This is a genomic window from Pseudomonas sp. Pme6b (genome assembly GCF_058129925.1).
On sequence record NZ_CM176704.1, the window covers coordinates 4,053,588 to 4,066,457 of the forward strand.

The following is a 12,870-nucleotide window of genomic DNA, read 5'->3' on the forward strand; positions in this document are numbered from 1 at the left end:
TTAGATCATTTCCTCGCCACCCTTGCCACCGAGTACGATCTCGCCGGCCTCGGCCATACGACGCGCAATGGTGAGGATTTCTTTCTGGGCGGTTTCCACATCGCTGACACGCACCGGACCTTTTGCTTCCAGGTCGTCGCGCAACAGTTCGGCGGCACGCTTGGACATGTTCTTGAAGATTTTTTCCTTGATCGCCTCGTCCGAGCCCTTCAGCGCCAGTACCAGCACGTCCGAGGATACTTCGCGCAACAGCGCCTGAATACCGCGGTCGTCCACGTCGGAGAGGTTGTTGAAGACAAACATGAGGTCTTCGATCTGTACCGAAAGGTCTTCGTCGACCTCGCGGATCGAATCCATGAGTGCGCCTTCGATAGAGCTGTCGAGGAAGTTCATGATGTCGGCTGCACGCTTGATACCACCTAGGGTAGTACGCGACGTGTTGGCGTTACCGGAGAACTGCTTCTCGAGAATCTGGTTAAGCTCTTTGAGCGCTGCTGGCTGCACCGTATTGAGCGAAGAAACGCGCAGGATGATATCCAGACGGACCTTGTGGTCGAAATGCCCAAGCACCTCGCCCGCCTGGTCGGCGTCAAGATAAGCCACCACGATGGCCTGAATCTGCGGGTGCTCGAAACGGATCACGTCGGCTACGGCACGCGGCTCCATCCACTTAAGGCTGTCCAGACCGCTGGTGTTGCCACCCAGCAGGATCCGGTCGATCAGGCCGTTGGCCTTGTCTTCGCCGAGTGCCTGGGTCAGCATCTTGCGGATATAGCCATCGGAACCGACACCAAGGCTGGTCTGATCGCCGACGATGTCGACGAACTCGCTCATGACCTCTTCGACCTGCTCGCGATGCACGTTGCGCATCTGAGCCATCGCTACGCCCACTTTCTGGACTTCCTTGGGACCCATGTGCCGGAGCACCTGAGCCGCGTCGGTTTCGCCAAGGGAAAGCAGCAGCACTGCGGCTTTCTCGACTTTGGAGAGTTTGGCTACCATGGCTCGATCATTCATCAGTGTTAATCCACTCTTTCACGACCTGGGCCACACGACCCGGGTCTTCGGCCACCAAGCTCTTGATTGCGTTCAGCTGTGCGTCATAACCCTCGGTCGGGCTAGGCAGCAGAATACTTTGCGGGCCACCCAGGCTGACGCGGTCGTTGGACAACTCGCCATCCAGGCCGCCCATGCCACCCAGCTCGGCGTCGCCACCGAAACCGGCCAGTTCCTTGCTCTTGCCGGTGGTGATGTTGGTCAACACCGGACGCAACACGCCAAACACCAGGATGAGGATGAAGATCACACCCACCGCCTGTTTGACGATGTCCCAGAACCACGGTTGCGAGTAGAACGACGCCTCTGGCAACACTTCAGCGCGCTCGCTGGAGAATGGCACGTTGATCACGCTGACGCTGTCACCGCGGCTGGCGTCGAAACCGACGGCATCCTGCACCAGACGGGTAAAGCGAGCCAGGTCAGCAGCGCTCCACGGAGCACGAGTAACTTCGCCGTTGGCGGCGTTGGTCTTGACCATGTCATCGACTACCACCGCAACCGACAGACGAGTCAGACGGCCCTGCTGCTGCTTGGTATGGCTGATCGAACGGTCCAGCTCGAAATTCTTGGTCGACTGCACGCGCTTGTCGGCCGGGTACGGAGCCAAGGCTGGCTGACCGGTCGCCGGGTCCATGATCTGTTGACCATTGGCATCCAGCAGCGGCTGGCCTGGCGCGATAGGGCCGGCAGCACCGGCCGCACCGGCAGTGGCATTCTGCGGAGCCGTCGCAGGACCTGGCGGCTGGTTGCTCAACGCGCCCGGAACGCCGCCCGTGCTTGAACTGCTGGAGCGCTGTTCGTTGACCGACTGCTCGCTGCGCAAGGCAGGCTGGTCAGGGTTGAAGCTTTCGGCGGTCGATTCGACGGCGCTGAAATCGACCACTGCCGAGACTTCAGCCTTGTAGCGATCGTTGCCCAGAATCGGCTGCAGAATGTTCTGCACACGCTGGGTCAGCATGCCTTCCATGCGACGGCTGTAGTCGAACTGCTTGCCGGCCATGGTCAGTTCGGAGTTTTCCGCCTGATCGGACAGCAAAGCGCCCTTCTGGTCGACAACGGTGATCTGCGACTTGCTCAGCTCGGGAACACTGGTGGCCACCAGGTTGATAATGGCCATAACCTGGCTGGGCTCCAGCGAGCGGCCAGCATACAGCTCGACCAGTACCGAAGCGCTTGGCTTGCGGTCGTCACGGACAAACACCGAACTCTTCGGAATCGCCAGGTGCACTCGGGCACCCTTGACGTTGTTCAGGGCGGAGATGGTACGTGCCAGTTCGCCTTCCAGACCACGACGATAACGCGTGGCTTCCATGAACTGACTGGTCCCCAGGCCCTGATCCTTGTCGAGGATTTCGAAACCGATGTTGGCGTCGTTCTGTACCACGCCTGCCTGCGCCAGCTGGATACGCGCACGCTGCACATCATCGGACTTGACCAGCAGCGCGCCGGAATTGGGTTCGACGGTGTAGTTGATATTCGCCGCAGTCAGGGTGTCCATGATCTGCTTGCTGTCCATGCCCGCCAGGCTGCCATAAAGCGGACGATAGTCAGGCTGCTGGGACCAGAGCACCACGGCAAAGCCGATGGCCACGCTCGCGGCAAGACCGACCATGAGGCCGATCTGACGCAGCATGGTCATTTCGGAAAGGTTTTCCAGAAAAGACAAACCGAACAACGGTTTCTTATCGGAAGCGCCCGCTCTTGCTGGAACGGGATCGGCAGTTGCTTCGGCCATGACTCAGTACGTCCCTTAAACCGGCATCTGCATGATGTCTTGATAAGCTTGAACCAGCTTGTTACGCACCTGGGTCAACGCCTGAAAAGACACGCTGGCTTTCTGCGACGAAATCATGACGTCGGTCAGATCCACGCCGCTCTTGCCGATTTCAAATGCATTGGCCAACTGGCTGGAGGCCTGCTGGGTCTGCGCGACCTTGTTGACGGCCTGGCCAAGCATGTCGGCAAAGCTGCTGGCGCCGGCTTCCTGCGCGCCGGACACGGGCTTGGGTGCAGACATCGCATCCATCTGCATGGCCCGCATATCCAACATCAAGCGATTAAATTCAACACCTTGGCTCATGGACGTTTCTCTCGTAAGGCCCGCAAATTTTTGACACTGATTCAGCGGGTACAGAAGACATAGCAACAACGGTGCCAGCTAGATGGCGGCTATTTGCCACACCAAATGGGAATGCCATGTTGCCCGACATCAAATCACTCCAGACCTCCCGTATTCATGGGGGTATCCGGATATTTCCGGCTTGCGCCGTTTATACGATATTCACTGACCGGCGATCACAACCACCGATCAGCGCCACCGGTTCAGGTAGCGAACAGATAGGCTTCCACATCCATCCCGGCATCGCGCATCTGCGCCAGCTTGTAACGCAAGGTACGCGGGCTGATACCCAAGCGCTCGGCGGCCTCCTTGCGACGACCGCGCTCCGCACGCAGCGTGTCAATAATCATCTGAAACTCGCGACGCCTGAGGTCATCACCCAGTGCACCGACAGACTCCGCATTGCCACCTGCATTATCAGGCGAGGATGTGACAGGCAAAGACGGCACAGCCTCCACCACGGCAGCGGCTGGAAGACTTGTCACCGGCCCGGAGAGACAGAAATCCTGCGCCTGTATCACCCCGCCCTGCTGCAGAATCAAGGCTCGCTGCACGGCGTTATCCAGCTCACGCACATTGCCAGGCCAGGGGTAGTTGACCAGACACTGCTGCGCCTCGGCAGAAAGACGAACCGGCGCGTGCTTCATTTTATTGACGTGCTTGGCCAGAAGCCGCTCGGCCAGTGGCAGAATATCGGCAGTCCTTTGACGCAGCGCCTGCCAGGCCAGTGGAAATACCGACAGGCGATAAAACAGATCTTCGCGAAAGCGCCCCGCCGCCACTTCCCCTGCCAGATCGCGGTTGGTAGTAGCCACAACGCGAATATCCAGAATGATCGGCTTGCGCGCACCCACGCGCTCGACTTCCCGCTCCTGCAACACACGCAACAGTTTGGCCTGCAGCCCCAGTGGCATTTCGGAAATCTCGTCAAGCAGGATTGTCCCGCCGTCAGCCTGCTCGAACTTGCCGGCCTGCGCGGCAATGGCGCCGGTAAACGAGCCCTTTTCATGACCGAACAGCGTCGCTTCCAGCATATTGTCCGGAATCGCAGCGCAGTTGATCGCAATAAAAGGCTTATCGGCACGCGGAGAATTTTGATGAATGAAACGCGCCAGCACTTCCTTGCCTGTGCCGGACTCACCGGAGATGAGCACAGTGGAGTCGCTCTTCGCCACACGGCTGGCCAGGTTCAATAACTGGATACTGGCGGGTTCAACAGCAATCGGCCCGTCGCGCTCGGCAGGCTCCAGACGACCCAGTGCATGTCGTGCAACCAATGCAATCAGGGCCTTGGGCTCGAAAGGCTTGACCAGATAATCGGCCGCGCCCTGACGCATTGCATCGACCGCGCGATCAACGGCACCGTGAGCGGTCATCAGCAATACCGGCAGTTGCGGATGCCGACTGCGCAACAGGCTCAGCAACTGATGACCGTCCATGCCCGGCATGTTGACGTCGCTGATCACCAGACTGAACGGTTGCGCCTCGGCTGCGACCAACGCCTCTTCAGCAGAGCCGACCGCCTGGTATCCATAGCCAGCCAATTCCAGGGTTTCCCCAAGTGCCTCGCGCAGCGAACGGTCGTCCTCGACCAACAGCACGTTGATCGACATCAGTTGTTACCCATCGAGCCGGAAGCCGGAATCAATGGCAGGCTGACAATTGCACAGGTGCCACGACCGACCCGCGACAGATAATGCACACCGCCCTGATGCGCACGCGACACCGCCGTCACCACAGCCAGACCAAGCCCGGTGCCGGTGGTCTTGGTGGTGAAAAACGGCTCGCCGATACGCGCCAGCGCAGCCTTGTCCATACCACTGCCATTATCGCTGAAGCATATGCGCAACACATTGCCGCGGCTGTACACATGAACTTTCAGCAGTGTCCGGCCAGCACTGGCCTGGATGGCGTTTTCAATCAGGTTGAGCAACGAACCGACCAACGTGTCGCGATTGCACAGCAACTCGCCTTCAATACTGTCGCACTGCCAACGCACCGGTACGCCCTGCACATGGGTGACCGCAGCGTTTTGCAAAGCCTGAAACAAGGCAACGGGCGTCAGGCGATCCGTCAGCGGCAACTCGCCACGGGCAAACACCAGCATGTCGCGAACCTGATGCTCGAGCTCATGCAGACGATCCTTGAGCCGTGCGGCAAAGCGCTGCTGGGTTTCCACCGGCAATTCCTGCTCGGTCAGATGACTGGCGTAGATCATCGCGGCCGACAACGGTGTACGAATCTGATGCGCCAGAGAAGCGACCATCCGACCCAGCGATGACAGCCGCTCGTGACGCGCCAGCTGTTCCTGGAGACGGCGGGTTTCGGTCAGATCATTAAGCAGCACCAACTGCCCGGGTTCAGCGTCCAGCGAGCGGGTTGCAATGGAAAGCCTGCGGCCGTCCTTGAGCGAGACTTCGTGGCCATCGTCTTCACGCGGGGCAAAACACCGACTGATGACGTGACGCCAGAGCATGCCCAGCAAGGGCTGGCCCAGCAGATCGATTGCCGCAGGATTGGCTTCGCGCACCACGCCCATGCCATCAATAACGATTACGCCACCGGGAAGCAGATCAAGCAGGTTTTGCAGGCGGTTGGCCAGCCGCTCCTTTTCCGCCAGCTCTTGTAGACGCTGAGCACCGGCGTGGGCCAGTTCGCCCTTGAGTTCAGTGACACGCGCTTCGAGCAGACCATAGGAGTCGGTCAATTGCGCCGACATTTGATTGAACAGCGAGAACGCCTGCTCAAGCCCCTGACGACTTTCCAGCTCCGGGGAGTATTGAGCCTGAGCAGATAGGGCGGAAGTCAGTTGGGCGGCCTGGGACATAGTTCATCTCTCTCGTGGCGAACCGTCAGTAAACGGTGTGTTGAGAGGGACTTTGCAATCCTCGTGCCGAAAAAAAACCCCTGAAAATTCAGGGGCTTGATTTTTGGCGCCACAGACAGGCGTCAATCATCTGCCTGTTCATCACCTTCACGACGGCTCATACCGTACTTGCGCATCTTCTCGACCAGCGTAGTGCGACGAATCCGCAAACGCTCTGCAGCGCGGGCAACAATGCCGTTGGCATCGTCGAGCGCCTGCTGAATCAGGCCCTGCTCCAGGCCACCCAGATAGTCCTTCAGATCCAGACCTTCAGGCGGCAGCATTGCGCCCGACGCGAAGTTCGGCGTGTTGCTGTTGATGGCAACGCGCTCTTCGATATCGCTGCGCATGCTGTCGACCATCTGCTCGTCTTCGTCGTCGACATAGCGGAATTTCTTCGGCAGCTCGGCCACGCCGATCACGCCGTACGGGTGCATGATCGCCATGCGCTCGACCAGGTTGGCCAGCTCGCGAACGTTGCCCGGCCAGGCATGACGACACAGCGACATGATGGCGGCGGAGTTGAAACGAATCGAGCCGCGCTTTTCGTGCTCCATGCGCGAAATCAGTTCGTTCATCAACAGCGGAATGTCTTCGACACGCTCGCGCAACGGTGCCATCTCGATGGGGAACACATTGAGACGGTAATAAAGGTCTTCGCGGAAGCTGCCAAGCTCGATCATGTTTTCGAGATTCTTGTGCGTCGCGGCAATAATGCGCACGTCGATGCTCTGCGTCTTGTTGCTGCCCACGCGCTCGAAAGTGCGCTCCTGCAACACGCGCAGCAACTTGACCTGCATGGGCAGCGGCATGTCACCAATTTCATCGAGGAACAGCGTACCGCCGTTGGCAAGCTCGAAACGGCCGGCACGACTGGTGATTGCCCCGGTAAACGCGCCTTTCTCATGCCCGAACAACTCGCTTTCGAGCAGCTCGGCCGGAATGGCACCGCAGTTGACCGGCACAAACGGCGCATCGCGGCGTTTGGAGTGATAGTGCAGGTTGCGCGCTACCACTTCCTTGCCGGTCCCCGACTCACCGAGAATCAACACGCTGGCATCAGTGTCGGCGACCTGCTGCATCATTTGCCGAACATGCTGAATCGCGCGACTGGTCCCCACCAGACTGCGGAACAGGTTCGGCTCACGATGACGTCCACGCTCGCGGGCCTGGTCGTACATCTCGCGATAGACCTGGGCACGATGCAGGGAGTCGAGCAGCTTGCTGTAGCTGGGCGGCATCTCAAGCGCGGAAAGAACCCGCCTGCGCAGATCCTCCGGCAACTCGACAGAAGAATTTTCACTCATAAGCAGCACAGGAAGGAACTCATCCCATGCTGCGATGGTCTTAAGAAGCCCTTGAAGGCTGCCCGGAGCACTTACGCTACCGACCAGCACGCAAAGGACTTCTCGCGGAGACGCCAGAGAGCCGACCACCTGCTGCCAGTCCTGGCTGGAACAGGAGAGATTTTCTTCGCCAAGAAAATTCAGGATAACCGCCAGATCCCGGCGGCGCTGGCTATCGTCATCGATTAGCAGAATCTTGATTTCACGCCACATGCAATAGCAACTTCCCTAGTCAACTCAATGCCCATGATTGGGGGGCAGCTTGGCATCTCAGCTGTACAAACCTTGAGACGCCAGAAAATAGTAAACATCACTAGTTAAGTCAAAAAAACGAACACAGTCAAATTTATGGCGAAATTCTTGTCGAACAATAAAAATGACAATTAAACATTAACCGAACAGATGGTATACCTTCGTCGCGTTCTTCGCATTCTGGATTTGAGTCATTTCATCGACGACTGCTTGACGCTCCCCGGTTGCAACATCAATCAGTTGCCTGTAGACCCCCAACAACTCCTCGAGATTGCTGCGCAGAGCCGGCTCGTCAGCAGGTGCTTCGCTGACCACCGCATCGACACATTCGCGACACGCCAGGTCAAGTTTGACGATAGCCTCCCAGTCGCGTTCGGCAAGCGCCCCCACCAGGGCTTCCCGGGTTTCCTCGATACGCTTGAGCGCAGCACTCATCTTGTTGTTCTCCTCAGGGCAGCAACTTATTGTTGTGCTTGTGCGGTACCGATAGCGTCCCAGCCTTCCTTGACGGTAATCAGCAGCCCGGCAACCTCGTCGAGCATCTTCTGATCGTTGCGTGCGTTGGCTTCGGCCAAACGCGTCATCATGTAGTGATAAAGGCTGTCCTGCCTGACCAGCGCTTCGCTGGGGGCGTTGTCCAGGTCAAGCCCTTCACGCAGACCACCTACAATACCGATAGCCTTGCTGATGAACACGCCTTTGCTGGCGACGTCCTTGCGTGCCATGGCACCCTTGGCTTGAGCGATACGGTCGAGGCCACCCTCCATCAACATTTGAACCAGACGGTGAGGACTGGCTTCCGAGGTCTGAGCCTGGGAGCCGATCTTCTGATACTGCCGCAACGCTAACATCGGATTCATAAAGGGGACCTCGTCGCAAATCCATAATACTGATACTCAAGCTATCGACGCATGGCGCAGAAACTTTAGCCCAAAAGCAGAAACCCGACACGGAGTCGGGTTCTGGGTACTTCTGTAAAACGAATTTAAGAAGCGTTTTTCTGCGCGTTCATCGCTTCGAAGATCGAAGTGATACTGGTAGCGGTCGCCTTGAGCTGCCCGACCACCAGGTCCATGGCGTTGTATTTACTGGTCAGACTGGTCGTCAAGCTGGCAATACGACGATCAAGAGCGTCCTGATCGCTGGCAATACGGGTCTGTATTTTATTGAGACTGCTCGTCTTGCTTGCCAGAACACCGTCAGACTTTGTGTAGGGCAGAAGCGCCTTGGTCATACGCGAAACCAGGCCGCCATCAACCGTACCGTCGGCATTTGTTGCACCCGTACCAGTGAACATCGTCTGAATCTGACTGCCCAGTTTTTTATCGTTCAGCGCTGCTGTGAATGTAGCAGTGTCCAGTGACAGCGTACCGTTGGACTGCTCGGTCTTGATGCCCAACTGCGAAAGAGCACTAAGGCCGGCACTTGAAGAGGCACTCGCCAGCTGATCACGGATAGTCGCCAACAGCGCGCGCGGCGTAGCATCACCAGTAAGGGCGGCCGCCGTGTAAACACCCTTGTCGCTGATCGAGCCCTTGGTCAGGGAAGTCACCAAAGTGGCCAGCGTGTTGTAGGAGTCCACAAAGGACTGCAGCGACGCCTTCAACCCATCGGTATTGGTCGCCACCGTGACGGTAGTGGTTGCTCCAGCAGCACTTGGCGCGACCAGATCGAACGTCAGCCCGGAAATCGCGGTACTGATTGTATTCGTCTTACTGGTCAGGCTCAGGCCGTCAACAGTGAAAGCAGCGTCCTTGGCGGTCGCAGTAATCGCGCCAGCACCGGGAATCGCCTTGCCGTTGGCATCGGTCCCCGTACTGGTATCGCTCATCAGCTTGGTGCCATCGATATTCAGCGCTTCCTGACCGGAAGCACCCACGACCGAAATGTCACTGCCCTTGCCGGTGGTGGTAGAACTGAAAACGAGACGGGCACCATTGTCATCGTTGATGATGTTGGCAGTAATGCCTTTACCCTGCAGCGACGAGTTGATCTTGTCGCGCACTTCCTGCAACGTCGAAGTACTGTCAATCTTGACATCGTAGTCAGTGCCATTCTGAGTGATTTTCAGGGTACCACTCGGAATAGCACTCGCCTGCGTGGAATTCAGCGCGGCTGTGGCCACCTTTGAAGGCGTTGCCAGCTGGGTGACACCGATCGCGTAAGTACCGTTGACGGCCGTATTGCCAGCAGTTGCCTTTACCACTGCTTCGTTGGCAGATGTCGCAGCAAAGCCCTGAAACGCAGGCGTCGTGGAACTGCCCAGAGTATCAAGAGTTTTCTGGAACGCAGCCAGTGCCGACGTCAGCTGACTCACACCCGACAGCGATGCGGTTGTCGCGGCGGTCTGCTTGTCGATCTGGTTTTGCTTGGGCGCTTTCTCTGCGCCCACCAGACCTTCGACAATGGACGTGATTGCCAGACCCGAACCCAGGCCTGTTGTAGATGTAATTGGACTAGCCATTTTGCTTCTCCCTTCAAGAATGTCACCGGTTTTACCGCCTTTTCACAGGTCTCGCAAAACGGCAACAAATACCGTACTGACAATCAGGCCTTGGCGCGGAACAACAAACTGTTCGCATCACTCAGGCTATCGGCCAGCTTCAGGATTTCTGCATTGGGAATTTGTCTTACCACTTCACCCGAGTCACTGGCAATGACCTTGACGATCACTTTGCCAGAAGCTTCATCGATCGAAAACTCGAGATTGCGCTTCACCGAATGAAAAAATTTCTGGATGTCTTCTGCCGCGGCTTTGACTTTCGCCTCGTCGTGGGAGTCATCCTTGTGCAGATCTGAGCCTTTACTTTCCGCTGTGGCGGCAACACGCTCGACTGACGGCGTATCGGCAGGCTTGTCAACAGACTTGTCCGGCACTGGAGCCTGACTCGCCGGTTGGGCGGCCGGATAAGAAACGTTCAGCTTTACACTCATATCCATAACCATCACCTCCGAAAGTAAAAAAGCGAGAGAGCGCTATTACGCACTCCCCCGCTAAAACTCATGTCGCTATTACTGAAGCAGTTTCAGTACAGCGGATGGCAGCTGGTTAGCCTGAGCCAGAACAGAGGTGGAAGCCTGTTGCAGGGTCTGTTGCTTGGTCAGCTGTGCAGTTTCAGCAGCGAAGTCGGTATCTTGTACGCGACCCAGTGCAGCACTGGCGTTTTCGTTGATGTTCTGCAGGTTGGAGATGGTGCTGGTCAGACGGTTTTGTGCAGCACCGAGGTCAGCACGGGTGGAGTTGATGGTCTGCAGAGCCGAGTCGATGGCGGCGATAGCGGCAGAGAAGTTGGTCTCTGCAGTGGTGCTATCGGAACCAGCGATGGTCACAGCAGAACCGACACCCAGGGTGTTGGCGTCGAAGCTTGCGCTCAGAGTCAGAGTGATCTGGTTCGAAGCGCCAGAGTTGGAGCCGACCTGGAAAGTCATGGTGCTGGCGGAACCGTCGAGCAGGTTCTTGCCGTTCAGGTTGGTACTTTGAGCGATACGGGTCAGCTCGGAACTCATCGCGGTGAATTCTTTGTTCAGCGCGTCACGGTCAGTCGAGCTGTTGCTGTCGTTTCGCGACTGAACAGCCAGTTCACGCATACGCTGCAGAATGTTGGTCGACTCTTGCAGTGCGCCTTCAGCGGTCTGCGCCAGAGACATACCGTCGTTGGCGTTTTTGATCGCCATTGTCTGACCACGGATCTGCGAAGTGATCTTGGTAGCGATTTGCAGGCCGGCAGCGTCATCTTTGGCGCTGTTGATTTTCAGACCGGAAGACAGACGAGTCATCGAGGTCGAAAGTGCGTCGGAAGCGCGACCCAGGTTCTTCTGGACGTTCAACGATGCTACGTTGGTGTTTACTGTTAAAGCCATGATGAATTCCTCGTTGGTTTGGTACTACGTGGCTTCCGGCCCCTGCAAGCGCCGGGTGTGCCTAGAGAACCTTCGTAATAGTTATCGTCGCGATGGCAGGTTGCTTGAGTGTTTTTTTTGAATATTTTGCCATCATGCCTGTACCCCTTATAAAACAAGGGTTTGAGACGAAACCAAACCAACATGACGCGAGAAAACCCGTTGTCTGAACTTCACGTTCCAGAAGGAGCAGGCCACTGTAGAAGTTCAAAAATGTGACCAGAATCGATTATTCAAAAAAAAGCGCCCGGTGAACTAGTCACGGGCGCTGTTTTTAGCCTGCGGCGATTCAGGCTTTATAGATAATCGCAGAACCCCAGGAAAGCCCCACGCCAAAACCGCTCAGTGCTACTCGATGCCACGAAGAGTTGAGTACGTGCTTTTCAATCAGCAATGGAATGCTCGACGACACGGTGTTACCCGTTTCAACCATGTCCTTGAGAAATTTCTCGGGTTTGTCTTCAAAGCGGCGTGCCACGGCATCGACAATAGCAGCGCTGCCCTGATGAATGCAGAATGCATCGATATCGTCAGGCGTCAGGTCTGACTCTCCCAACAGTTCGTGCAGGTGCGCCGGTACTTTCAGCAGCGCAAAATTGAACACCTGACGACCGTTCATGAAAAACACGCCGTTGCTGACCTTCAAGTGCGGCGCACCCGAACCATCGGTGCCGAATTTTGCCTTGCCCAGTTGCCAGGCAGCGTCCTCGCCCATCCAGGTTGCTGTGGCTGCATCGCCAAACAACATGGTGGTGTTGCGGTCCTGCGGGTCGACGATTTTCGAATACGGGTCAGCGGTTATAAGCAGGCCGTTTTTGAGCCCTGCTGCCTCCATGAACCCCTTGATCGCGTAGATGCCATAGACATAGCCGGAACAGCCCAGTGAAATGTCGAACGCAGCGACATTGGTCGACAGACCCAGCTTGTCCTGAACGATGGCTGCGGTATGCGGCAGCCCCTCTTCGTCACCGTTCTGGGTGACGACGATCAAAACGTCAATACTTTCGCGCTTGAGCTGCGGGTTGTTGGCAAACAGGGTATTGGCCGCTTCAACGCACAGGTCCGAGGTTTCCTGGCCAGCGTCTTTACGCGGCAGGAACGTGGAACCGATTTTCCCGAGGATGAAATCTTCATCCTTGCCGAAACTGGCACCTTGAGCGTAGTTATCCACGCCAGCAGTGGGCACGTAACTCGCTATGCTTTTAATGCCAATCATCATGGCTTCCCGATGAGTAAACAGGTCATTTTTCGTCCCGATAAGAATCAGGGCGCTACCGAATAAGGGTGATTGCAGACATTTTCAGGGCGCAAGGCGTGTGAAAGCAAGC

At 57.0% G+C, this 12,870-nt stretch carries 12 protein-coding genes; all 12 read right to left on the reverse strand.

Annotation, left to right across the window (positions count from 1 at the left end; all coding sequences use genetic code 11):
• Nucleotides 1-1,017: a flagellar motor switch protein FliG gene (fliG, locus tag AC4ANE_RS18340; RefSeq protein ID WP_002554291.1), complete on the reverse strand. Its 1,017-nt coding sequence runs from the start codon at nucleotides 1,015-1,017 to the stop codon at nucleotides 1-3.
• Nucleotides 1,010-2,794, reverse strand: coding sequence for a flagellar basal-body MS-ring/collar protein FliF (gene fliF, locus AC4ANE_RS18345; protein ID WP_002554292.1), 1,785 nt, complete (start codon nucleotides 2,792-2,794; stop codon nucleotides 1,010-1,012). The genes fliG and fliF overlap by 8 nt, the downstream gene beginning before the upstream one ends.
• Before the next feature lie 15 nt (nucleotides 2,795-2,809).
• The gene (gene fliE, locus AC4ANE_RS18350; RefSeq protein WP_002554293.1) at nucleotides 2,810-3,139 is read right to left on the reverse strand and encodes a flagellar hook-basal body complex protein FliE; all 330 of its coding nucleotides are present in this window, start codon (nucleotides 3,137-3,139) and stop codon (nucleotides 2,810-2,812) included.
• A 242-nt stretch (nucleotides 3,140-3,381) separates the two neighbouring features.
• On the reverse strand, nucleotides 3,382-4,791 hold the full coding sequence (locus AC4ANE_RS18355) for a sigma-54-dependent transcriptional regulator (RefSeq protein ID WP_002554294.1): 1,410 nt from the start codon (nucleotides 4,789-4,791) through the stop codon (nucleotides 3,382-3,384).
• Nucleotides 4,791-6,005 (reverse strand): sensor histidine kinase, encoded by a 1,215-nt coding sequence (locus AC4ANE_RS18360; RefSeq protein ID WP_002554295.1) that lies wholly within the window; start codon nucleotides 6,003-6,005, stop codon nucleotides 4,791-4,793. The genes AC4ANE_RS18355 and AC4ANE_RS18360 overlap by 1 nt, the downstream gene beginning before the upstream one ends.
• A gap of 122 nt (nucleotides 6,006-6,127) precedes the next feature.
• Nucleotides 6,128-7,603: a transcriptional regulator FleQ gene (gene fleQ / locus AC4ANE_RS18365; RefSeq protein WP_002554296.1), complete on the reverse strand. Its 1,476-nt coding sequence runs from the start codon at nucleotides 7,601-7,603 to the stop codon at nucleotides 6,128-6,130.
• A gap of 177 nt (nucleotides 7,604-7,780) precedes the next feature.
• Nucleotides 7,781-8,077, reverse strand: a complete 297-nt coding sequence (gene fliT / locus AC4ANE_RS18370) for a flagellar protein FliT (protein ID WP_002554297.1) — start codon at nucleotides 8,075-8,077, stop codon at nucleotides 7,781-7,783.
• 26 nt (nucleotides 8,078-8,103) lie between these two features.
• Nucleotides 8,104-8,502, reverse strand: a complete 399-nt coding sequence (gene fliS, locus AC4ANE_RS18375; protein WP_002554298.1) for a flagellar export chaperone FliS — start codon at nucleotides 8,500-8,502, stop codon at nucleotides 8,104-8,106.
• Between the two features lie 125 nt (nucleotides 8,503-8,627).
• Nucleotides 8,628-10,106 (reverse strand): flagellar filament capping protein FliD, encoded by a 1,479-nt coding sequence (gene fliD / locus AC4ANE_RS18380; RefSeq protein WP_002554299.1) that lies wholly within the window; start codon nucleotides 10,104-10,106, stop codon nucleotides 8,628-8,630.
• A gap of 83 nt (nucleotides 10,107-10,189) precedes the next feature.
• Complete coding sequence (locus tag AC4ANE_RS18385) at nucleotides 10,190-10,582, reverse strand: flagellar protein FlaG (protein ID WP_002554300.1); 393 nt, start codon at nucleotides 10,580-10,582, stop codon at nucleotides 10,190-10,192.
• Nucleotides 10,583-10,654: 72 nt separating this feature from the next.
• Complete coding sequence (locus AC4ANE_RS18390; protein ID WP_002554301.1) at nucleotides 10,655-11,503, reverse strand: flagellin domain-containing protein; 849 nt, start codon at nucleotides 11,501-11,503, stop codon at nucleotides 10,655-10,657.
• A 328-nt stretch (nucleotides 11,504-11,831) separates the two neighbouring features.
• Nucleotides 11,832-12,758 (reverse strand): ketoacyl-ACP synthase III, encoded by a 927-nt coding sequence (locus AC4ANE_RS18395; RefSeq protein WP_002554302.1) that lies wholly within the window; start codon nucleotides 12,756-12,758, stop codon nucleotides 11,832-11,834.
• Between the last annotated feature and the right edge of the window lie 112 nt (nucleotides 12,759-12,870).